This window comes from Azospirillum sp. TSO35-2, assembly GCF_003116095.1.
Lineage (GTDB): Bacteria > Pseudomonadota > Alphaproteobacteria > Azospirillales > Azospirillaceae > Azospirillum.
Map to the genome: position 1 here is coordinate 1,242,771 of NZ_LGRA01000021.1, position 22,485 is coordinate 1,265,255.

The 22,485-nt window shown below is 69.0% G+C and carries 19 protein-coding genes and 1 tRNA gene; 16 read left to right on the forward strand and 4 right to left on the reverse strand.

All coding sequences use genetic code 11. From position 1 onward, the window contains the following. Positions 1 to 115 precede the first annotated feature (115 nt). Both serA and TSO352_RS21765 read left to right on the forward strand, forming a co-directional pair. Positions 116 to 1,360 carry a phosphoglycerate dehydrogenase gene (serA, locus tag TSO352_RS21760; protein ID WP_109110788.1) on the forward strand — a complete coding sequence of 415 codons (1,245 nt, stop codon included), beginning with the start codon at positions 116 to 118 and terminating at the stop codon, positions 1,358 to 1,360. Between the two features lie 106 nt (positions 1,361 to 1,466). Continuing rightward, entirely contained in the window at positions 1,467 to 2,210 is a 744-nt protein-coding gene (locus tag TSO352_RS21765) for a hypothetical protein (protein ID WP_109109308.1), read from the forward strand. A 98-nt stretch (positions 2,211 to 2,308) separates the two neighbouring features. Here the strand turns inward: TSO352_RS21765 and TSO352_RS21770 are convergent, their stop codons facing one another. Both TSO352_RS21770 and carA read right to left on the reverse strand, forming a co-directional pair. Beyond that, positions 2,309 to 2,665 (reverse strand): restriction endonuclease, encoded by a 357-nt coding sequence (locus tag TSO352_RS21770; protein WP_109109309.1) that lies wholly within the window; start codon positions 2,663 to 2,665, stop codon positions 2,309 to 2,311. A gap of 378 nt (positions 2,666 to 3,043) precedes the next feature. Beyond that, positions 3,044 to 4,216: a glutamine-hydrolyzing carbamoyl-phosphate synthase small subunit gene (gene carA / locus TSO352_RS21775; protein ID WP_109109310.1), complete on the reverse strand. Its 1,173-nt coding sequence runs from the start codon at positions 4,214 to 4,216 to the stop codon at positions 3,044 to 3,046. 362 nt (positions 4,217 to 4,578) lie between these two features. Here carA and TSO352_RS21780 point away from each other — a divergent pair, with 362 nt between their 5' ends. From TSO352_RS21780 to TSO352_RS21805, 6 genes are all read left to right on the forward strand, one after another. Next, entirely contained in the window at positions 4,579 to 5,043 is a 465-nt protein-coding gene (locus TSO352_RS21780) for a GatB/YqeY domain-containing protein (RefSeq protein ID WP_109109311.1), read from the forward strand. Positions 5,044 to 5,201: 158 nt separating this feature from the next. Beyond that, positions 5,202 to 7,103, forward strand: a complete 1,902-nt coding sequence (gene dnaG, locus TSO352_RS21785) for a DNA primase (RefSeq protein WP_109109312.1) — start codon at positions 5,202 to 5,204, stop codon at positions 7,101 to 7,103. A 168-nt stretch (positions 7,104 to 7,271) separates the two neighbouring features. Further along, a complete protein-coding gene (rpoD, locus tag TSO352_RS21790; RefSeq protein WP_109109313.1) occupies positions 7,272 to 9,263 on the forward strand; it encodes an RNA polymerase sigma factor RpoD in 1,992 nt (663 codons plus the stop codon). Between the two features lie 157 nt (positions 9,264 to 9,420). Beyond that, positions 9,421 to 9,496: transfer RNA gene (locus TSO352_RS21795), tRNA-Ile, on the forward strand. Between the two features lie 331 nt (positions 9,497 to 9,827). Further along, on the forward strand, positions 9,828 to 10,337 hold the full coding sequence (locus tag TSO352_RS21800) for a sigma-70 family RNA polymerase sigma factor (RefSeq protein WP_109109314.1): 510 nt from the start codon (positions 9,828 to 9,830) through the stop codon (positions 10,335 to 10,337). Beyond that, a complete protein-coding gene (locus tag TSO352_RS21805) occupies positions 10,337 to 11,269 on the forward strand; it encodes an anti-sigma factor (protein ID WP_109109315.1) in 933 nt (310 codons plus the stop codon). Before TSO352_RS21800 ends, TSO352_RS21805 begins: the two co-directional genes overlap by 1 nt. A gap of 34 nt (positions 11,270 to 11,303) precedes the next feature. Here the strand turns inward: TSO352_RS21805 and TSO352_RS21810 are convergent, their stop codons facing one another. Then, on the reverse strand, positions 11,304 to 11,954 hold the full coding sequence (locus TSO352_RS21810; RefSeq protein WP_109109316.1) for a dienelactone hydrolase family protein: 651 nt from the start codon (positions 11,952 to 11,954) through the stop codon (positions 11,304 to 11,306). Between the two features lie 185 nt (positions 11,955 to 12,139). On the opposite strand from TSO352_RS21810, the gene TSO352_RS21815 reads away from it, so the two are divergent. The 8 genes from TSO352_RS21815 (at position 12,140) to TSO352_RS21850 (ending at position 20,475) form a co-directional block, all read left to right on the forward strand. Then, complete coding sequence (locus TSO352_RS21815; protein WP_109109317.1) at positions 12,140 to 12,970, forward strand: SRPBCC family protein; 831 nt, start codon at positions 12,140 to 12,142, stop codon at positions 12,968 to 12,970. After that, positions 12,967 to 14,148 carry a zinc-dependent alcohol dehydrogenase gene (locus TSO352_RS21820; RefSeq protein WP_109109318.1) on the forward strand — a complete coding sequence of 394 codons (1,182 nt, stop codon included), beginning with the start codon at positions 12,967 to 12,969 and terminating at the stop codon, positions 14,146 to 14,148. Before TSO352_RS21815 ends, TSO352_RS21820 begins: the two co-directional genes overlap by 4 nt. A 32-nt stretch (positions 14,149 to 14,180) precedes the next feature. After that, on the forward strand, positions 14,181 to 14,435 hold the full coding sequence (locus tag TSO352_RS21825) for a hypothetical protein (protein ID WP_109109319.1): 255 nt from the start codon (positions 14,181 to 14,183) through the stop codon (positions 14,433 to 14,435). 188 nt (positions 14,436 to 14,623) lie between these two features. Beyond that, positions 14,624 to 14,806 (forward strand): hypothetical protein, encoded by a 183-nt coding sequence (locus tag TSO352_RS21830; protein WP_109109320.1) that lies wholly within the window; start codon positions 14,624 to 14,626, stop codon positions 14,804 to 14,806. Positions 14,807 to 14,912: 106 nt separating this feature from the next. Then, on the forward strand, positions 14,913 to 16,880 hold the full coding sequence (gene treZ, locus TSO352_RS21835) for a malto-oligosyltrehalose trehalohydrolase (RefSeq protein ID WP_247872301.1): 1,968 nt from the start codon (positions 14,913 to 14,915) through the stop codon (positions 16,878 to 16,880). 26 nt (positions 16,881 to 16,906) lie between these two features. Continuing rightward, on the forward strand, positions 16,907 to 18,979 hold the full coding sequence (locus tag TSO352_RS21840) for an amylo-alpha-1,6-glucosidase (protein WP_109109321.1): 2,073 nt from the start codon (positions 16,907 to 16,909) through the stop codon (positions 18,977 to 18,979). Positions 18,980 to 19,577: 598 nt separating this feature from the next. Then, complete coding sequence (locus TSO352_RS21845; protein WP_109109322.1) at positions 19,578 to 19,961, forward strand: hypothetical protein; 384 nt, start codon at positions 19,578 to 19,580, stop codon at positions 19,959 to 19,961. A gap of 151 nt (positions 19,962 to 20,112) precedes the next feature. Further along, entirely contained in the window at positions 20,113 to 20,475 is a 363-nt protein-coding gene (locus TSO352_RS21850; RefSeq protein WP_109109323.1) for a hypothetical protein, read from the forward strand. Between the two features lie 41 nt (positions 20,476 to 20,516). Here the strand turns inward: TSO352_RS21850 and TSO352_RS21855 are convergent, their stop codons facing one another. Further along, positions 20,517 to 22,295 (reverse strand): polysaccharide deacetylase family protein, encoded by a 1,779-nt coding sequence (locus TSO352_RS21855; RefSeq protein WP_109109324.1) that lies wholly within the window; start codon positions 22,293 to 22,295, stop codon positions 20,517 to 20,519. Positions 22,296 to 22,485 lie beyond the last annotated feature (190 nt).

The window sequence follows — 22,485 nt, forward strand, 5'->3', positions numbered from 1 at the left end:
CGGCGTTGCACCATCGCCGGGGTGACAAGGCGGGCGGTTGGGATTACCTTGCGCGCTCGCTTTTCCGTGGCCCGTCGCTCCGTCGCCGGGCCGATGACCTGAACGGATGCCGGCCGTGACCAAGCTCTCGCTCTCCAAGGACAAGATCAACATCCTTCTGCTGGAAGGGGTCCACGACAACGCCATCGACGAGTTGGCCCGCGGCGGTTACGCCACCGTCGAGCGGCTGCCCCGCGCGCTGGACGAGTCGGAGCTGCTGGAGCGCATCGGCTCCGTCCACATCCTGGGCATCCGCTCGCGCACCCACCTGACCGCCAAGGTGCTGGAGGCGGCGAACAAGCTGATCACGGTCGGCTGCTTCTGCATCGGCACCAACCAGGTCGACCTGAAGGCGGCGCGGCGCCAGGGCATCCCGGTCTTCAACGCGCCCTACTCCAACACCCGGTCGGTGGCCGAGCTGGTGATCGGCGAGATCATCATGCTGATGCGCGGCATCTTCGAGAAGTCGGCGCTGGTCCATGGCGGCGGCTGGATGAAGTCGGCCAAGGACTCTTACGAGATCCGCGGCAAGACGCTGGGCATCGTCGGCTACGGCCACATCGGCACCCAGGTGTCGATCCTGGCCGAGGCGATGGGCATGCAGGTCCGCTTCTACGACGTCGTGCGCAAGCTGGCGCTGGGCAACGCGCGGGCCTGCGACTCGCTGGAGGAGCTGCTGTCGGTCTCCGACGTGGTGACGCTGCACGTTCCCGACACGGCCCAGACCCGCAACATGATCGGCAAGCGCGAATTGGCGACCATGAAAAAGGGCAGCCACCTGATCAACGCCGCCCGCGGGCAGGTCGTCGACATCGAGGCGCTGGCCGCCGCGATGACCTCCGGCCACGTCCTGGGCGCCGCCATCGACGTCTTCCCGGTCGAGCCGGGGTCCGACAAGGACGAGTTCAAGAGCGCGCTGCGCGGCATCAAGACCGCCATCCTGACCCCGCACATCGGCGGGTCGACGATGGAGGCGCAGGCCAACATCGGCACCGAGGTGGCGCAGAAGCTGATCGAGTATTCGGACAACGGCTCCACCGTCGGCGCGGTGAACTTCCCGCAGGTGGCGCTGCCGGTCCAGGCCGGCTGCACCCGCTTCCTGCACGTCCACGAGAACCGTCCGGGCATGCTGCGCAAGGTGAACGAGGTGTTCTCCGGCCGCGACCTGAACATCGCCGCCCAGTATCTCCAGACCGATCCGGAGCTGGGCTATGTGGTGGTCGACGTCAACGGCGACGTCGAGGAGCTGGAGGTCACCAACGATCTGCGCGCCATCGAAGGCACGCTGAAGGCGCGCTTCCTGTTCCCGTCGAAGCACTGAGTGGGGTTGGGCGCCGGTTGGGGCGGCGCATCGGGCACCATCGCGCCGGTGTCAATTACCCTTCATGTCTCTTGTCGGCGGACGGTTTCCTGTTAACTGTGGTGGGATGACCGTTCGCCGCCTGTTCCTCGCCCTCGCCGGTCTTTTCGCCGGCGTCCTGTCCGGTGCGCTGTCCGCCCAGCCGGCGGCGGCGCAGGCCGGCGTGTGCGGCGAATTCCCGGCGCCGAAGCTGATCCTCGACACCACGCTGGCGCCGATCCAGCGCGACGACGGCCTGACGGTGGTCCAGCTCACCCGCTTGCCCGGACGCTCGGCCGGGCCGGTCGGCACCGCCAGCGGTCATGTGCTGGGGCTGACGCTGGCGCGCTATGGCGAGCAGTCGCAGGTCTCCGCCCTGTTCAAGACGCTGAGCGACGGCACCTATTGCGCCGCCCCCAGCGCCGTCACCATCGCCTTCGGCTTCCAGCAGCGCACCGTCCATGTCGCCCGCGAGATCCCGGTGGACAGTTGCCTGCATGGCGAGGTGCTGGCGCACGAGATGCGGCACATCGCGGTGGACGAGGCGCTGTTGCGCGAGGTCACGCCGCAGATCCGCAGCCGGCTGGCCGCGGTGGTTGCCGGCATGGGGCCGGTGCGCTCGCGCAGCCAGAACCAGGCGATGGCGGCGGTCCGCCGGCCGCTGGAAGCGGCGATGCGCAGCATCATGAGCGAGTTCGGCCGCGAGCGCGATCGCCGCCAGGCCCAGGTCGACACCGCCGAGGAGTATGAGCGGGTCAGCCGGGTCTGCAACGGCGAGGCCCGCAACTACCTGCCGAAACCCAGCCAGAAGCAAGTGATGCGGCGCGGCTAGAGTGTGATCGGTTCAAGCGGAATCGCTTGAAGCGTGAATCACACGGAAAAACAAAAGCCTGGAGTCTGTCGGATGCTTCAGCAAGCATCCGGCAGACTCTAGCGCTTGCGCCGCCGCTTGTCGGTGGCGTGGCCGTCGATGAACTCCGGCGGTTTGCGGCGGACCCAGCGGATGAAGGCGGCGATGTCGGGATGGCCGCGCAGGCTGTCGATGTCGTGATAGTGGTCGCGCAACTGCTGCTCGGTCAGCGCAGCGTGGATCTTGGCGTGGCAGATGCGGTGCATCGTCACCGTGTCGCGCCCGCCGTAGGTCCGCGGCATCAGGTGATGCTCGTTCAGGCTCGGCCCCGCCACCATCGGCCGGCCGCACAGCGGGCAGGCGGGCCGCGCCTCATCGGCCGGCGTCGGCTTGGACCCGGGCGGAGGCTTGGGCGTGGGTGCAAACAGACGAGGCATGTCGTTCGGAACGGGCGGGCTTGCCCCATGTTGGCAATCTTGGAGGGACCGCGACGATTGCGGTCCGCAACCTCTGGGAGGTCACTGTGGACGATCGCAAACCACAGCCACAGGACCAGAAGACAGCCGGAAAGGCTGCCGGTCAATCCGCAGACTGCACCGACTATGGCCAGCCCGCCGGCTCGCCGGGCGGGCGGGGCGGCACCACCTGCTACGGCGGCATCCAGCGGGTCCAGCCCCGCAACAAGCCGGCCGGTGCCGCCGGCCCGACTGGCCCTGCCGGTAAGGATCCGGGCACCCCATAGCGCGACGCCCCGGACAGAAAAGGGGGGAGCCGTGGCTCCCCCCTTTTTTCTGCCGGTGGTCCGGGATGTCGCCTCAGGCCGCCTTCTTCTCGGCGATCAGCTGGACGAAGCGGTCGAACAGGTAATGGCTGTCCTGCGGGCCGGGCGAGGCTTCCGGGTGGTACTGCACCGAGAAGACCGGCTTGCCCTTCAGGCGGATGCCCTCGTTGGTGCCGTCGAACAGGCTGACATGGGTCACTTCGGCGTCGGCCGGCAGGGTGTCCGGCAGCACGACGAAGCCGTGGTTCTGGCTGGTGATCTCCACCCGGCCGGAGGCGAGGTCCTTCACCGGATGGTTGGCGCCGCGGTGGCCCTGCTGCATCTTGGTGGTCTTGGCGCCCAGCGCCAGCGACAGCATCTGGTGGCCCAGGCAGATGCCGAACATCGGCACGCCGGTGTCGAGCAGCCCCTTGATCGTCGGCACGGCGTATTCGCCGGTCGCGGCGGGATCGCCGGGGCCGTTGGACAGGAAGACGCCGTCGGGCTGGTGGCGCATCACGTCCTCGACCGTCGCGGTCGACGGCACCACCGTCACCTTGCAGCCCGCCGCGGCGAGGCAGCGCAGGATGTTGCGCTTGGCGCCGTAATCGATGGCGACGACGTGGTACTGCGGCTTGTCCTGGGTGGCGTAGCCGCCGCCGATGGTCCAGCCGGCCTCGGTCCAGTCGTAGGTCTGGCGGCAGGACACGTCCTTGGCCAGATCCATGCCCTCCAGCCCCGGCCAGCCCTTGGCCTTGGCGACCAGCGCCTCGATGTCGAACTTGCCGTCCGGCGCGTGGGCGACGACGCCGTTGGGCGCGCCGAGATCGCGGATGCGGCGGGTCAGGCGCCGGGTGTCGACGCCGGCCAGCCCGACCAAGCCGAAGCTCTTCAGCCAGTCGTCCAGGTGGCGGGTGGCACGCCAGTTCGACGGGTCGGTGATGTCGGCGCGCAGGATCAGGCCGCGCGCCGCCGGGGTCACCGTCTCGATGTCCTCCGGGTTGGCGCCGGTGTTGCCGATGTGCGGGAAGGTGAAGGTGATGATCTGGCCGGCGTAACTGGGGTCGGTCAGGATTTCCTGGTAGCCGGTCATCGAGGTGTTGAAGCACACCTCGCCCACCGAATCCCCCACGGCGCCGATGCCTCGGCCGCGGAACACCGTGCCGTCGGCCAGAACCAGCACGCCGGTGTGAACCGCATTGTCGGAGGGGGGCGTGGCGACAGTCATTCCAGTGGACCTTCCCAAAAAACCGCGGCCGGCGACGGAACGGGTGATCGGCGGAACGGCGACGGCCAAGCGTCCCGCCGGGCGCGCACACGTACCCGCTCGCACCCCACCTCCGCCGAAAAAGACGGGGAGCGGGATCGAGTGGGCTGATCGGGTGGGCCGGACATCCTATATGACGATTGGCCGCCGGATTTCCAGCAAATGCTTTGCAGGGCGGCGTTGCGGCGGGCGGCTTCGGTCCGCTTCCGCCACGGCGCCCGCTTTTGCCGTGGCAATCGGCGGGCGTTTTCGAAATAGTCGGCCTCCTCCGGCGCCGGCCATGCAGGCGGGGCGGCCGGAACGACGGAAAAGGAAGACAGGACATGCAGCTGCGCACGCGATTGAACGACTCCCTGAAGGATGCGATGCGCGCCAAGAACATGCGCGCGGTGTCGACCATCCGCATGGTTCTGGCCGCCCTGAAGGACCGCGACATCGCCGCCCGCACCCGCGGAGTGACCGACGGCATCGACGAGGCGGAGATCCTGTCGATGCTGCAGGGCCTCATCAAGCAGCGCAACGAGTCGGCGACGATGTACGACCAGGGCGGCCGCCCCGAACTCGCCCAGCAGGAGCGCGAGGAGATCGCCGTCATCGAAGGCTTCCTGCCCAAGCAGATGACCGAGGAGGAGTCGGCGGCCGCCATCGACGGCATCGTCGCCGAGCTGGAGGCCACGAGCATCAAGGACATGGGCCGGGTGATGGCCGAGCTGAAGGCCCGCCACGCCGGCCAGATGGACTTCGCCAAGGCCGGCGGCCTGGTGAAGCAGCGGCTGTCCGGCAAGTAGGCCGGCCCTTGCGGCAGGTGGGCGACTCGGGCCCGGGGCAAGGCTCGCCCCGCCCGCAAGCCGCACCCCGCCCGCGCCGTTGGTGCCGGCGTTCCTGGTGCCCATATTGCTGTTCTGCTATAGCCTAGCGCCCAACGCGACCCGGTGACCGACCGACCATGGCCTTCCCGCCCCAATTCCTGGAGGAACTGCGCAGCCGGCTGGCCCTGTCGGAGGTGGTGTCCAAGCGGCTGCGCCTGATCCGCGCCGGCCGCGAGTTCAAGGCGCCGTGCCCCTTCCACAATGAAAAGTCGCCGTCTTTCTACGTCAATGACCAGAAAGGCTTTTTTCATTGTTTCGGCTGCGGCGCCCACGGTGACGTCATTGGTTTCGTCATGCGCCACGACAATCTCGGCTTCCCCGAGGCGGTCGAGCATCTGGCCGGGGAGGCCGGGCTGCCGGTGCCGCGGCCGACCGAGGAGGACCGCCAGCGCTACGAGAAGCGCAAGACCCTGCATGATCTGGTCGAGCAGGCCGCCCGCTGGTTCGAACAACAGCTCCACAGCTCGGCCGGCCGGGCGGGACTCGACTATCTGCAGCGCCGCGGGCTGGACGGCGACACCATCGCGCGCTTCCGCCTGGGCTTCGCGCCCGGCGATTCGGGGGCGCTGCGCCAGCATCTCGGCCGCCAGGGCTTTTCCGACGACGACATGCTCAACGCCGGGCTGCTCAAACGGCCGGACGACGGCCGCGCGCCCTACAGCTTCTTCCGCAACCGCGTCATGTTCCCGGTCACCGACCGCCGCGGGCAGGTGGTCGCCTTCGGCGGGCGCATCCTGGAGGGCGACGGGCCGAAATACGTCAATACCGCCGACACTCCGCTCTTTCACAAGGGCACGCTGCTCTACGGCCTGTCGCGGGCGCGGCAGGCGGCGGCGGACGGCAAGCCGGTGATCGTCGCCGAAGGCTACATGGACGTCATCGCCCTGGTGCGCGCCGGCTTCGAGGGGGCGGTGGCGCCGCTCGGCACCGCGCTGACCGAAACCCAGGTGCAGGAGCTGTGGAAGCTGATTCCGGCGGCGGAAAAGGTGCCGTTCCTCTGCTTCGACGGCGACAACGCCGGCCGGCGGGCGGCGTGGCGGGCGGTGGAGCGCATCCTGCCGCACCTCGCCCCCGGCCAGTCGGCCCGCGTCGCCTTCCTGCCGGAGGGCGAGGACCCCGACAGCCTGATCCGCGCCCAGGGACCGAAGGCGATGGGCGCCCTGCTGGAGGCCGCCATCCCGCTGTCCGACGCGCTGTGGCGGATGGAGAGCGAAGGGCGGCCGACCGACACGCCGGAGGCCAAGGCCGCGGTGAAGGCGGCGCTGGAGGCCCGCGTCGCCACCATCGCCGACCGCGACGTCCAGAGCTTCTACCGCACCGAGATGCGCCGCCGCGTCGACGAGGCCTTTGCCCCGGTGCGTCCGAGCTACACCCGGGCCCCCTGGCAGCCGCGCGGCCGTTTCGGCGAACCGCAGCGCCGCCATGTGCCGGGCACGCCCGGGCGCCTGACCTCGAAGCCGGCGGGGGAGGGGCGCGGCCGCGCCTCCCGCCTTGCGTCGATGCGCGAACGGATTCTGCTGGCGACCATCATCAACCATCCCGAGTTGTTCGGCGAGTTGGCGGAGCCGCTGGGCCTGTTGCCGTTCGGTGACCCGGAGCTGGAAAAACTGCGCTGGGCGGTCATCGAATGCCTCTCCGATGACCACAACCGCGACTCGACACTTGACGCGGCAGCGCTTTGTCGCCACTTGTCATCCGCCGGCCATGAGACAATGGTCGGCGCTTTGCTAGGCGAGTCGACCTATAACCATGCCGGATTTGCCCGCCCGGACGCGTCCACCGAGGATGCGCGACGGGGATGGTGGCCGGCGTGGCGGCATCTGCATCATGAGCGGGTGCTCGACGACCTTAGGGAGGCGAAGGCGGCTCTGAAGCGGGACACGAACGAGGCCAATCTTGCTCGTGTCGCGGCTCTTCAGCAGGAGGTCATAAAGTCCGGACTGGGTATGACGGATGACGGTGACTTTGACGATGACTAGCTGTTGACGCTGCGGCGTCGTCGGCGCAGTCGTTGGTTGATGGGACGGAGCCGCATGGCGGGTTCAGGACAGTTGCAAGGTTGGGGGGTGGGGCGGACGGTCCGGGCAACCGGGACCGAGCGCTCCTTTCGTCTTTTTTCAATGGGGTAATGCGGGGGCACCGATCGCATGGCCACGAAAGCTGCGAACAGCGTGGAAGTTTCCGAAACGCGGGAGGAATCCGCCGACGGTCCTCTGATGGACGGCATGGGTTTGGCCGTCAAGAAGATGATCGCGCGCGGCAAGGAGCGCGGGTATGTCACCTATGACGAGCTGAACGCAGCGCTGCCGCAGGATTCGTCCTCGTCCGAGCAGATCGAAGACACGATGGCGATGCTGTCCGAAATGGGCATCAACATCGTCGAATCGGAAGAGCAGGACTCGGAGAACGGCGCCGAGAGCAGCGGCGACGGCGAAGGCCGGTCGTCGGGCAACCTCGACGACGACGACATCGGCCGCACCGACGACCCCGTGCGCATGTATCTGCGCGAGATGGGCTCGGTCGAACTGCTGTCGCGCGAGGGCGAAATCGCCATCGCCAAGCGGATCGAAGCCGGCCGCGAGATGATGATCGGCGCGATCTGCGAATCGCCCCTGACCATCCGCGCCATTCTGGAGTGGCATGATTCCCTGATGGAAGGGAAGATGCTGCTCCGCGACATCATCGATCTGGACGCCACCTATGGCGGCGGCCCGGACGGCGAAGGGATCCCCGAAGGCCTGGCCGAGGTGGTCGAGACCGCCGGTGCGCCGGCCGCCGACGCTCCCGAGGGCGCCGAGGGCGACGAACCGCCGCCGCCGCGCGCCGAAGGCGAGAGCGAAGAGGGCGACGGTGACGACGAGGGCGAGAACAGCCTGTCGCTGTCCGCCATGGAAGCCGCGCTGAAGCCGCAGGTCATCGAGACCTTCGAGAACATCAAGGCGACCTACGACAAGCTGCACAAGCTGCACGAGGCCCGCATGGGCGCGATGCAGCGCGGCGAGGACATCGCCAAGCAGACGGACAAGAAGTACGACAAGCTGAAGCTCGAAATGGTCGAGCTGATGAACACCGTCCGTCTGAACAACCAGCGCATCGAGCAGCTGGTCGAGCAGCTCTACATTCTGAACCGCAAGCTGACCGGCTTCGAAGGCCGCCTGCTGCGCATGGCGACCGACTGCCGGGTGAAGCGCGAGGACTTCCTGAACCAGTATGTCGGCCACGAGATGGACCCGAACTGGCTGGAGCGCATCCGCGGCCTGAATCCCAAGACCTGGGGCAAGTTCGCGGAGAAGTACGACGGCGACATCCGCAAGATGCGCGAGGCGATCTCCAACGTCGCCGAGGAAGCGCGCCTGCCGATCAACGAGTTCCGCCGCATCGTCTCCACCGTCCAGAAGGGCGAGAAGGAGGCGAGCCGCGCCAAGAAGGAGATGGTCGAGGCCAACCTCCGCCTCGTGATCTCGATCGCCAAGAAGTACACGAACCGCGGCCTGCAGTTCCTGGACCTGATCCAGGAGGGCAACATCGGCCTGATGAAGGCGGTCGACAAGTTCGAGTACCGGCGCGGCTACAAGTTTTCGACCTACGCCACCTGGTGGATCCGTCAGGCCATCACCCGGTCGATCGCGGACCAGGCGCGGACCATCCGCATCCCGGTCCACATGATCGAGACGATCAACAAGCTGGTCCGCACCAGCCGCCAGATGCTGCACGAGATCGGCCGCGAGCCGACCCCCGAGGAGCTGGCGGAGCGGCTGATGATGCCGCTGGAGAAGGTCCGCAAGGTCCTGAAGATCGCCAAGGAGCCGATCTCCCTCGAAACGCCGATCGGCGACGAGGAGGATTCGCATCTCGGCGACTTCATCGAGGACAAGAACGCCGTCCTGCCGCTCGACGCCGCCATCCAGGCGAATCTGCGCGAGACGACGACCCGCGTCCTGGCCTCACTGACGCCGCGCGAGGAACGCGTGCTGCGCATGCGCTTCGGCATCGGCATGAACACCGACCACACGCTGGAAGAGGTCGGCCAGCAGTTCAACGTCACCCGCGAGCGCATCCGCCAGATCGAGGCGAAGGCGCTGCGCAAGCTGAAGCACCCGTCGCGGTCGCGCAAGCTGCGCAGCTTCCTGGACACCTGACCGGGAACGCCGGATCGGAACACCGTCCGGTGGGATGAAAGATCGAACGAAACGGGGGCCTTACGGCCTCCGTTTTCGTTTGGATCGACCCGTCCCGAACGAAAGAACGAGGGGTTGCATTTCCCCCAAGCTTTGTCGCAAAGTGCGCCCCGCGGTAGGGCCTGTAGTTCAGCGGTTAGAACGCGCCGCTCATAACGGTGTTGTCGTCGGTTCGAATCCGGCCGGGCCCACCACGCCGCCAATGCATTGGCAAATATGCGGCATCATCGATATCCCCACCGAATCGATGTCCCCACCGATCATCAACGCGGCCGGTTGAAGCCTTTTCGGCACAAGCGTGGCGGTTCGGTCGGAATTTTGCTGCAAGGCTGACAAAGTCTGGAATAAAGGATGCGCGGCGCGCGTTCGCACCCATATGCATCGGGTCCTTATCTTTGGCCGCAAGGCCGGATGAGCCGGCCCGGCCTTGGATGTGCGATGCCGTGTCGTCCCGTTCGGTCCGTCGGCCGGAGGGGGAAGGCCATGGTGTGAACCGTGGCGTGATCCGAATGATCGGGTGCGCGGTTGAGCAAATTCGGGGTCGATCTGGAAGTCCACATCGCGTCCTTGCGGCGCTACGCGCGTGCGTTGCTGCGCAACGGCGCGGATGCGGAGGATCTGGTGCAGGAAGCGCTGACGCGCGCGGTGGCGCGCGCCGACAGCTTCCAGGCGGGGACGAACCTGCGGGCGTGGCTTTTCACCATCCTGCACAACGTCCACGTCAATCAGGTCCGTTCCAAGGCCGCCCGGCCGCAGGAGGTCGACGTCGCCGACGTCGAATCGAAGCTGGTTACACCGGCCCGGCAGGAAGAGCGGGTGGAACTGCGCGAAATGATGCGCGCGGTCGAGGAGTTGCCGGAAGACCAGCGCAAGGTGCTGCTTCTGGTGGCGCTGGAGGGCCTGAAGTACGACGAGGTCGCCGACATGCTCGGCGTGCCGATCGGGACCGTCATGTCGCGCCTGTCGCGGGCGCGGGAGGCGGTGCGGGCGAAACTGGCGAACGAGGGTGGCGTCACCCTCCGGCGGGTGAAGTGATGAACGCGCATCGGGTGACAGAGGACGAACTCCACGCCTATGTGGATGGGCAACTGGACGGCAACCGCCGTCTGGCGGTGGAACGATGGCTGGCCGACGACCCCGACGCGGCGCGGCGGGCCGACGACTACCGGCTGCAGTCGGCGCTGCTGCACGACCTGTTCGACACGGTCCTGCGCGAGCCGCCGAGCGACGCCGTCCATGACCTGACCGACCGGCTGAAGGGCCGCATCGCGCTGAACGACAACCGCCCGGCCTGGCACGCCCGGCCGCTGGTGCGTTTTGCCGCGGCGGTGATGCTGGTGGTCGCCGGTGCCGCCGGCGGCTGGCTGGGCCGTGGCGAGGAGCAGCGCGCCGCCGCCCCGATCGCCCAGCAGCGCCAGACGCTGGCCACCTTCGCGGAGGAGGCGACGGAGGCCCACCGCTTCTACACTTCCGACGAACGCTTCCAGGTGGAACTGGGCGCCGACAACCAGGACGAGCTGAACGGCTGGCTGTCCAAGCGGATGGGCCGCGACGTGTTCGGCCCGGACCTCGGCCGCGTCGGCTTCCGGCTGATCGGCGGGCGCTCGCTGCCGACCGATCTCGGCGCCGGTGCGCAGTACATGTATGTCAACGACGCCGACAAGCGGATCACCCTGTTCGTCGGCGCGCCGCAGGCCGGCAACCCGTCGAAGTTCAGCTTCACGCAGAACGGCGACGTCTCCACCTTCTATTGGGTGGAAGGGCCGCTGGCCTACGCGCTGGCCGGCCGGCTGTCGAAGGAAGAGCTTCTGAAGATCGCCGAGGCGGTCTACGCCGACGTCAAGGCCGGCCCGCCGCGCCGCGACCCGCCGCCGGAAAAGCAGCCGCAGCAGCAGCAACAGCAACAGCAGGAACAGCCGGCCGGCGTGCAGCCGATCAGCGACACGCAAAAGGCCAAGGACAGCTGAGCGTTCCCCGGTAACTCGATAAAGGGGCCGGCGTTCAGAGCCGGCCCGTCAGCAGCGTCGCCCCCAGCCAGTCGCGCACCTCGCGGCACACCGCCTCCGCCGCCTCGTCCAGCGCGTGGCCGGTGCCGGGCACCAGCACCAGCTTCTTCGGGTCATGCGCCTTGCGGTGGACGTGGATGGAGCAGCTGGGCGGCAGGATCTCGTCCGCCTCGCCGTGGATCAGCAGGATGGGGCAGGACAGGTCGTGGACCGGCTCCGTCCCATAGCCCTGGGTGGCCAGCGTGATCACCGTGCACACCGCCCCCCGGTTGGACGCCGCCGCCTGGATGACGACGGCGCCGCCGAAGGAATGGCCGATCAGCGCCACATGGTGGATGCCCTGGCGGCCAAGAAAGCTCAGCCCGCACAGCACGTCGTACACCGCCTCCTCCAGGTCGCGCGGATCACGGAAGCGCAGGCGCAGCGAGGCGACGCCGTCCGTCGTCAGGTCGGCGCACAGCCGCGGGTACAGGCCGCGCGCCGGCGTATCGAAGCCGCCGCCGACGCCGCCGACCCACAGGGCGGCCAAGTTGGCCCCGGCGGCGGGATAATAGCGCGCCTCGATCGGCCCGCGGTCGGTCTCCAGGCTCAGCGGCTGGAAGCCCTCGGCGTCGGCGATGCCCAGTGTGGCGTTCAGCAGGGGCACGGGGCCGTCCCTCCCTTTCGGTCGTCCATCGAGATGTAACACGCGAAACGCCCCCCGGTTGCCGCCCGGCCCTTTCGGGTCCGCCGCAAGGCCGTGTGCCGATGCGCACGAGGCGGGAGGAAACGAAGCCGCAACCCGGCTGTTCTCTGTCCGAAGTGATTTGGACAATCGGGAAAGGAGCGGCGATGGCGTCGAACAGTCTGACCGGGCACGGCCGGTGGCCGGAGCCGACCTCCTTCCGCGCCGGCCTGAGCCGTCTCGGCGCCCAGCCGGCCGGAAGCGGGCAGCGGTGGATCGCCCTGGTGGGCGGCACCGCGCTGGGGGTGCTGGGGGTGCGGCGGGCCGGCTGGAGCGGCGCGGTGCTGGCGCTCGGCGGGGCCGGCCTGTTCGTCGCCGGCGCGCTGGGGTTGCGGCCGTTCGGCGACAAGGCCCTGCGCCCGTCGGTCGATCCCGCCGCCTGGCGCAACCACGGCCCGGCCACCCGGCGCCGCTCGCTGACGCCGGAGCGGACCCAGGCGGTCGTCACCATCGCGGCGGAGCCGGCGGTGGTCTTCCGCTTCTGGCGCAATTTCGCCAACCTGCCGAAGCTGATGCCGCAGTTGGACCGGGTCGACGTGCTGTCGGCCACCGAAAGCCTGTGGGTCGCGGCCGATGGGGGAAGCGGGGATGAGCCGCTGCGCTGGCGCTGCGTGCTCGACCGCGTCGACGAGGACCGGCTGCTGACCTGGCACACGGTGGGCGGGACGGCGCTGCCGCACCGCGCCTCGCTGATGTTGGCGCCGGCGCCGGGCGACCGCGGGACCGAGGTGCGGCTGACCCTGGTCTACCGGGTGCCGGCCACCGACGTCGCCGCCCGGCTGGGCGTGACCCCGGAAGCCCAGGCGCAGGAGGCGCTGTGGCGGCTGAAGCAGCGGATCGAAACCGGGGAGCTGTCGACCACCGACCGCCAGCCGCGCGGGCATGGCCAAAGGGGAGCGGGGCGAACCGGCTTCGGTTTCGGGGAGGCGATGGAATGAGGGCGCTCTGCTGGAACGGGACCAACGACCTGCGGGTGGAGCGGGTGCCCGACCCGGTGCTGGTCAACCCGCACGACGTCATCGTCAAGGTGTCGCTGTCGTCGGCCTGCGGATCGGACCTGCATCTGCTGGACGGCTATGTGCCGACCATGCGGCCGGGCGACATCATCGGCCACGAGTTCCTCGGCGAGATCGTGGAGAAGGGGCCGGAGGTCCGCCACCTCAACCGCGGTGACCGCATCGTCACCGTGTCGGTGATCGGTTGCGGCCATTGCGGGCATTGCCAGCACGGCGAAAGCTCGCTGTGCGACAACTCCAACCCGAACCCGGACTACGCCCGCACCGCCTACGGCCATTGCGGCGCCGGCATCTTCGGCTACAGCCACGCCTTCGGCGGCTACGCCGGCAGCCACGCCGAATACATCCGCGTCCCCTACGCCGACTTCAACGGCTTCCGCGTGCCCGAGGGCGTCAGCGACGAAAAGGCGGTCTTCGTGTCCGACGCCGTGCCGACCGGCTACATGGCCGCCGACATGGCCGGGATCAAGCCGGGCGACGTGGTGGCGGTGTGGGGCTGCGGCGGCGTCGGCCAGATGGCGATGCGCAGCGCCTTTCTGCTGGGGGCGGAGCGGGTGATCGGCATCGACCGCATCCCCGACCGGCTGCGCGCCGCCCAGATGAAGGCGGGGGCGGAGACGCTGGACTACAGCCGCGTCGACGTCTTCGACTCGCTGCAGGCGATGACCGGCGGGCGCGGCCCGGATGTCTGCATCGACGCGGTCGGCATGGAGGCCGACAGCGCGTCCAACGCGGTGGAGGACCTGTACGACCGGGCCAAGCAGGCGGTCGGGCTGCAGACCGACCGGCCGGCGGTGCTGCGCCAGATGATCGAGAGCTGCCGCAAGGGCGGCACCCTGTCGATCGTCGGCGTCTATGGCGGGCTGATCGACAAGTTCCCGATGGGGGCGGCGATGAACAAGGCGCTGACCTTCCGCATGGGCCAGCAGAACGGCCAGCGCTACGCCAAGCGCCTGTTCGAGCACATCGAGAAGGGCGAACTGGACCCGTCCTACCTGATGACGCACCGCTGGTCGCTCGATGACGGCCCGCAGGGCTACCGCATGTTCAAGGACAAGGCCGACGACTGCCTGCGCGTCGTCTTCGCGCCCCAGTCGTAACGACGGCCACAACCGGAAGGGAGAGAGCGGCCATGGAACTGATCTATGCCTATCCCGCCGAACGCGGCCGCGGTGTCGAGGCCGAGATCCTCGGCGCGCTGCGCGACCGCTTCGGCGCCGTCACCCAGACCGCCCGCGAGGAACGCGACGCCGAACACGGCGACCGCACCGACGTGTTCGTGACGCTGGACGTTGCCGACGACCAGGTCGAAGCGGCGCTGACCGCCCTGCGCGCCCATCCGCTGGTGATCGACGCCGCGGCGGGGAGCTTCGGCGAGCGGGTTTGACGGGAGGCGGCGGCTAGCCCCGACGCACTAGGAAGCGGCGGCGCCGCCGTCCAGGTCGTCGATGGTTAGGGATGGAGCATCATCATCCCCTCCGTTGCCCAGACCGACATTCTCGGCACCCACCTTCGCGATCAGGTGAACCGCGGACAGCCGCGCGCTCGGCCACCGTCCGCTCGGCCACTGTCCGCTTGGCCACCGTCCGCACCCAGACCGCGCGTGCGCTGGGCGACAGCGGTGGCCTTGCCGGCGCATCCGACGCCCAGAAGCAGGAGCTTGCCGAAGCGCTGCTGGTCCAGGCGACGCTGATCGACGTGGCGATGATGGAGCTTGCCGGGAACGGCTTCGTTCCGGCTTTCCGCCAAAACCCATAGCCATCGAAACAATTTCCGGCAGCCCCGTGACCACGCCGCCCGGCCCCTGTTGACCATACCCGCAAGGCAAGTCCGCATCACTCACCGGGGGCCGATCGCCGTGAAGATGTCCGCCGCAGTACCGCCTGTCGAACAGGCGCAGGCCACCGTCAAGCGCCGCTGGCCCATCGGCGTGGAACTGCTGCCCGGCGGCGCCCACGCGCGGGTCTGGGCGCCGAAGGCGACGCGGGTCGAACTGGTGGTCGAGCCGGACGGGCGGACGACTGGGCTGGACGGCGAAGGGAACGGCTATTTCTCCGCCGCGGTGCCGGGGCTGGAGGCCGGCGGACTCTACCGCTTCCGGCTGGACGGCAGGGAGACGCTCTATCCCGACCCGATGTCGCGCTTCCAGCCCGACGGGCCGCATGGTCCCTCGCAACTGGTCGATCCGCACCGCTTCGCCTGGACCGACCAGGATTGGCGCGGCCGTGCCATCGCCGGACAGGTGATCTACGAGATGCACATCGGCACCTTCACGCCGGACGGCGACTGGGATGCCGCCCGGCGGGAGCTGCCGGCGCTGGCGGAGCTTGGCGTCACGGTGCTGGAGGTGATGCCGGTGTCGGAGTTTCCCGGCCGCTTCGGCTGGGGCTATGACGGGGTGAACCTGTTCGCGCCGACCCGGCTCTACGGCGACGCCGACGCCATGCGGCGCTTCGTGAACGAGGCGCACCGGCTGGGGCTCGCCGTCATTCTCGACGTCGTCTACAACCATCTGGGTCCGGACGGCAATTACCTGAAGTGCTTCGCCGACGACTACTTCACCGACCGCTACAAGAACGAGTGGGGCGAGGCGATCAACTTCGACGGCCCCAAGTCCGGGCCGGTGCGGGAGTTCTTCCTGTCCAACGCCGCCTTCTGGATCGAGGAGTACCATCTGGACGGGCTGCGGCTGGACGCCACCCAATCGATCTTCGATCGCGGCGAACCGCACATCCTGACCGAGATCTCACGCACCGTGCGCAAGGCCGGCGGCGGGCGCGCCACCATCCTGGTGGGGGAGAACGAGCCGCAGCACGCCAGCATGGTGAAGCCGGCCGAGGAGGGCGGCTGCAGGCTCTGCGCCATCTGGAACGACGATTTCCACCATTCCGCCATGGTGGCGCTGACCGGCCGGAGCGAAGCCTACTACACCGACTACCGCGGCACCCCGCAGGAGTTCGTGTCGGCGATGAAGCACGGCTTCCTCTACCAGGGGCAATGGTACGGCTGGCAGGGCAAGCGCCGCGGCATGCCGGCCTTCGGCCTGCCGCGGCCGGCCTTCGTCACCTTCCTGCAGAACCACGACCAGATCGCCAATTCCGCCCGCGGCCTGCGGCTGCACGCGCTGACCACGCCGGGGCGGCTGCGGGCGATGACCGCGCTGACGCTGCTCGGTCCCGGCACGCCGATGCTGTTCCAGGGGCAGGAGTTCGCGTCGAGCAGCCCGTTCCTCTATTTCGCCGACCACAAGCCGGAGCTGGCGGTGCTGGTCGAGCGGGGGCGGGCGGACTTCCTGGCCCAGTTTCCCAGCATCGCCGAGCCGGCGATGCGCGCCGGCCTCGCCAGACCGCAGGCGGAGGACAGCTTCATCCGCTCCAAGCTCGACCACCGCGAGCGGCACGCCAACGCCGGGGTGTGGGCGCTGCACCGCGACCTGCTGCGCCTGCGCCGGCAGGATCCGGTCTTTGCCGCGCCACGCGTCGGCGGGCTGGACGGCGCCGTGCTGGGCGATGAGGCCTTCGTCCTGCGCGTCTTCGGGGATGAGGAGGGCGACGACCGCCTGCTGCTGGTCAACCTGGGCTGCGACCTGACCCTGCGGGCGCTGGCGGAACCGCTGCTGGCGCCGCCGCGCGACGGGGCCTGGTCGCTGCTGTGGTCGAGCGAGGCGCCGGCCTATGGCGGCGGCGGCACCGCGGTGGTGGAGCAGCCGGACGGCGCGTGGCGGCTGCCCGGCCATGCGGCGCTGGTGCTGGGCCCCGCCCACGACTTTCCGACAAAAAGCGACGGGGCCGGGGGCAACACAACCCCCGTCATCGCGGTTTCCCAAGGATAGGAAACGGAAACCATCGCAGGTTCACCATGGCTGATTTCGTTCGCACCCTGTCGCGCGACGTCCTGAACACCGCTCCGGACAGCGCCGAAACCCGGGAATGGCTCGTCGCGAACGGGCTTGGCGGCTATGCGTCGGGGTCGGTGTCGGGGGCGGTGACCCGGCGCTATCACGGGCTGCTGATCGCCGCGCTGCCGGCCCCGCTCGGCCGCGTGCTGATGCTGAGCCGGCTGGGCGACGTCGTCGTCGATGGCGACGGCCGCACCTACTGGCTGAGCGGCCGGGACGATGGCAACAGCGACGACGGCGGCGGCGGCGGCGGTCGCCACAGCGAGCCGAGCGGCGGCGGGCAGACCGCGGCGCTGCAGGAATTCCGGATGGAGGCCGGCCTGCCGGTCTGGCGGTTCCGCGCCGGCGGTGTGCTGATCGAAAAGCAGATCGTGTTGCCGCATCGCCAGAACATCGTCCACGTCACCTACCGCGTGATCGAGGCCAAGGCGCCGGTGCAGCTTTGCCTGCGGCCGGTGCTGGCCTTCCGCACGCTGGAATCGGCGGTGGACCGCCCGCTCGCCCGTGACTACCGCATCACCGCCGCCGGCCAGCGTTACGAGGTGTCGGCCGGCCCCGACCTGCCGGTGCTGCGGATGTCGATCGAAGGCGGCGACTTCCCGATGACGCTGGACGGCGGCATCCGCCGCGACGTCTATTACCGCGTCGAGGCGGAGCGCGGCTATGAGGCCCGCGGCTCGCTGTGGACGCCGGGCTATTTCAGCGGCGAGCTTGGCGCCGGGCAGAGCATCACCTTCGCCGCCGCGACCGAGGACTGGTGGCGGCTGGAGGCGCTGCCGCCGTCCGACGTGCTGGGGTTCGAGACGGAACGCCGCCGCCGCATCATCCAGAACGCCCACCCCAGCCTGCGCAGCGGCGCCATGGCGGAGCTGGTGCTGTCCGCCGACAGTTTCCTGTTCGTGCCGGCCGGCCGCGTCGTCGACCAGATGCGGGCGCGGGCCGAGGGCGACGAGGTGCGGACGGTGATCGCCGGCTACCACTGGTTCACCGACTGGGGCCGCGACACCATGATCGCGCTGGAAGGGCTGACGCTGGCCACCGGCCGCCATATGGAGGCCGGCTGGATCCTGCACACCTTCGGCCATTACATCCGCGACGGCCTGATCCCCAACATGTTCCCCGACGGCAAGGACAAGGGGCTGTACCACACCGCCGACGCGACGCTGTGGTTCTTCCACGCGCTGCACCGCTACCTTCAGGCCACCGGTGACCGCGACACCCTGCGGCTGCTGCTGCCCAAGCTGGCCGACGTGATCGACCATCACCGCCGCGGCACCCGCTTCGGCATCGGCCTCGACCACCGGGACGGGCTGCTGCGCCAGGGCCAGGAGGGCTACCAGCTGACCTGGATGGACGCCAAGGTCGACGACTGGGTGGTCACCCCCCGCCGCGGCAAGGCGGTGGAGATCAACGCCCTGTGGCACAACGCGCTGCGCCTGACCGCCGGCTGGCTGCGGGAGGAGGACGGCGAGGCCGCCGCCCGCCCGCTGGAGGAGCTGGCCGACCAGGCGAGGGCGTCGTTCAACGCGCGCTTCTGGTGCCCGTCGGCCGGCCACCTGTTCGACGTCGTCGATGGCGAGCATGGCGACGACATCGCCTGCCGGCCCAACCAGATCTTCGCCATCTCGCTCGACCATCCCGTGCTCGACCGCGCGCGGTGGGAGCCGGTGGTGGAGACGGTGCGCAGCCGGCTGCTGACCCCGCTCGGGCTGCGGTCGCTGGCGCCGGGCTGCCGCGACTACAAGGCGAAATATTTCGGCGATCTGCGGGCGCGCGACGCCGCCTATCACCAGGGCACCGTCTGGGGCTGGCTGATCGGCGCCTATGTCGATGCGTGGCTGAAGCTGCACCCGGACGACAAGACGGGCGCCCGCCGGCTGCTGGAGGGCTTCCTGCCCCATCTGGACGAGGCCGGCATCGGCACCATCAGCGAGATCTTCGACGCCGAGGCCCCGTTCACCCCGCGCGGCTGCATCTCCCAGGCGTGGAGCGTGGCGGAGGTGCTGCGTTGCTGGGCCAAAACGGAGCCGTAAAACAGTGTCCGAACCGTGAACGGCTTCGCAGTTGCGGGATAAGACCCGGCCAAAGGTCATAGGGTGGGGGACGAAGGGTGCCCCACCCGTAACAATAGTGCAATGGCCTAGGAGACAGTTGTCAACAGGGCACAACAGGGTGTGAAATCGACTGACCGGGCCGAATGTGACAGATTTCAGTTGACACGTCGCCAGGGCTTATGAGCCCCCGATCTTCAGTTTTTCATTATGGATCAGGCACTTGCTTGATTTGCCTTATTTTTGGGCAAACACCGCGAGACCCTTGAATCGCCTCGGGCGAATCGGGAATGCCCACGCTTTGTCAACACAGTTATCCACAGGGTCTGTGGAGACAGCCTCGGCAATCTTTGGTCTGGCTGTCCGGTTGCGCACAGCGGCTCCACACCGGGGCTGCGTTTGGTCGTACAGGACTTTCGGGGGGAGCCGGCGCGCGCTCGGCACAAGGAGGTAATCGGTTTGGATTTTAGCCAAGCCGAAAAAAGCGTCCTATAGTTTTCCGACCCTATCCCTTCAGCCATCCACCCTCGGCACCCCGCCTTTGGGGAGTGGGCCGGAGGAAGCCAAAGCGGAGGTGCCCATGCGGGAAGTAGCCGGCATGCCGTACCCGGCGGTTCGTCCAGCGGTGCGTCCTGGCTGGACGGCCGCTGTTTCCGCCGCCGTGTCCGAGGATGGCCGTGCCGACCGGCAGGGCCGGGGGACCGACGGCGCGACACGGGTCGGCAGCCTTGGGTTGCTGGCGAGCTTTGCCGCCCAGGTGCTGGCAGCCACCGTGTTGGCCGCCGTGACCCTGCACCTGCTGGCCGCGCTGGCGGCGCGGTTGCCGTCGTCGGACGCGCTGGGCGCCCTGTCGGTGATGGTGGGCATGACGGTGGTTCTGGTGACTCTGTTGCCTTTCACCCTGTTGTGGGTGCGGCGCGCGCAGCAGGCGTGGACGGCCATCCACAGTGCTGCCGGACGTTGACACGGCATCAGGGTCTCCGCCAACAGCCCTCTGAATCGCCAGGAATAGATTGCCCGACGGGCGTCGTCCGCGTTTAAATCGCCCACCGGGCGGTGTCGCGCCGCCGGTCGATGCGACAGCCCGGTCGGGCGGCGCTTTCTGGGGGCGGACGATGGGGCTTTTCGACTTCCTTAAGGTGACGGTGGACGACAAGAAGACGTCCAAGCCGGCCCGCCGGATGGTGAGCGTCGTCGAGTTCGACGGCCGGAGCTATCCCATCGCCTCGCTGACGTCCAAGGGCTTGGTCGCCCGCGGTTTCGACGGGACGCTGATCGTCGGCCAGAACGCGCGGGTGTCGGTGCGGGTCGATGACGGCGCCGGCAAGTTCAGCTTTGCCACCACCGTGTCGGTGGTCGACACCAAGGACGGCAAGATGACCGCCACCTGGACGATGCTGCCGACCGAGGTGGACACGGTGATCCGCCAATACGCCCAGCTCCGCAAGCAGCAGGACGCCAAGGCCGCCGGCAAATAGGCGGTCCCGGCCCTGGTCGGGGGTTCGCCGAGGTTGGCCGCTTACGGGCGGCCGGTCGCGGCGGCGGCGGGCGGTGACGGCATGTCGGCGTTGACGATCTTCGGCAGCGCCAGCGTGCGCGCCCGCTCCAGCCATTCCGACAGGGTCACGAACTCGCAACCCTTCGCCCGCAGCTCGGCGATGACGCGGGGCAGCGCCTGCGCGGTGGTCGCGTAGGTGGAGTGCATCAGGAAGACGTTGCCCGGCGTGCCCGCCAGATTGATCTGGCTGACGATCTTGTCGGCGTTGCGGACCTTCCAGTCGCGGGTGTCGACCGACCACAGGACGGAGCCCATATGCTCCTCCCGCGCGATGGTCAGCAACTCGTCGGAATAGCGGCCGTACGGCGGGCGGAACAGCACCGGGTTGGCGCCGAAGCCGCGCAGAATGCGGTTGGTCTCGGCGATCTCGAAGCGCGCCCCGGCGGCGTCCATCTTGCGCAGGTCGGAATGGGTCAGGCTGTGGTTGCCGATCTCGTGTCCGCTGGTGATGAAGTCGCGGATCAGGTCGCCCTGGTTCTCGGCGATGCGGCCGACCGGGAAATAGGTGGCACGCACGCCTTCGCGGTTCAGGATGTCCAGCACCTGCCGCGTCACCGTGCGGTGCGGCCCGTCATCGAAGGTCAGCGCGCAGAGGTTCCAGTTTTCCTTCTTCAGCGTTGCCGGCATCACGTCGTAGCGCGAATCCGGCATCACCGAGCGCAGCCGGCCCTTGCGGCGGCTGTGCTGCTCGATGTCCGCCATCGTGCGGGCGTCTTCCTCGCTGTAGATGATCGTGCCGTCGGGCGGCGCCACGGCGGTCGCCACCGACGGCGGCGCCGGCACCATGGGAGCGGCGACCGCCGAGCCGATCGGCGCCAGCATCGACGTCGTGGTTCCCGGCGACGGCGCTTGCGCCTTCTCGGCCGGGGTCTTTTCCGCCGGCCCCTTTTCCGCCGGCCCCTTTTCCGCCGACGGCGGTGCGACGGCGACGGTCGCGGTCGGCGGTTGCGACTTTGCCGGGGCAGCGGGGGCGGCAGCCGGCATGGCCGGCGCCGCGACGGATGCAACCGGTGCCGGCGCAACCGGTGCCGGTGCGGGCGCCTCCGCCTTGGCCACCGTCACCGGCGGTGCGGACGCCGGCTTGGGGGTCGGACCGACGCCCGGCTTGTCCGCAGCAACCTTGTCCGTTGCGGCCTTGGCGGTGGTGATCGGGGCGGCGCCGGGCGGCGGCCGGTCGACCGCGAGGCAGCCGAACCCGGCGCCGACGATCTTGCGGCACAGCGCCTTGGGGTCGGCGCCGGAAGCGACACGGGCGTAGAGCGCCACGCCGCCGGCACCGCTCTTGCCGTCCAGCAGCATCACCGACGCGCTCAGTCCGGCGGTCAGCTCCGGCTCGCGCCGTTGCAGATTCTGCCAGCTCCACCAAGCGTCGCCATCGCCGGAGTAGATGCCGAGCTGCAGGATCGGCCCGTCGGCCGGCGCCGTGTCGGCGGCAGCGGGAGCGGGTGCTGCCGCCGGGGCGGCCTTCGCCTCCACCTTTGCCGGGGTGGCGGCGGGCTTGGCTGCGGCGGCCGGCTTGGCGGGCTTCGGCGTGGTTGCGGCCGCGCGCTGGGTGTTGCGCGTCTCGGTCGCACCGGCCGGATGGCTGGGCGGCAGGACCAGGACGCCGGCCAGCAGGGCGGCGCTCAAAAGGCCGGCGCCACCGCGGGCGAGGTTCACGAAAGATCGGGCATGGATGCGGCCGACCGCCCCGGAAGAGGGGACGGAGGGAGAGGCGTTCAGCCAAAGAATGCTCAACATATCGGTCCCGTCGCTTGGCCCAGCCACTATTCGCGGGACCGCCGGTTGATTTCGGTCCAATAGCATTCCGACGGTATTAATTCAAACGACAAGCGGCGAAAGCATGGCAACCATGGCGATTTCGGGGCAGGCGTTGCCTTTGGGAAACGGTCGCCGCCACGCCACGCCGCGCAATCGGGAGAAGCCCTGA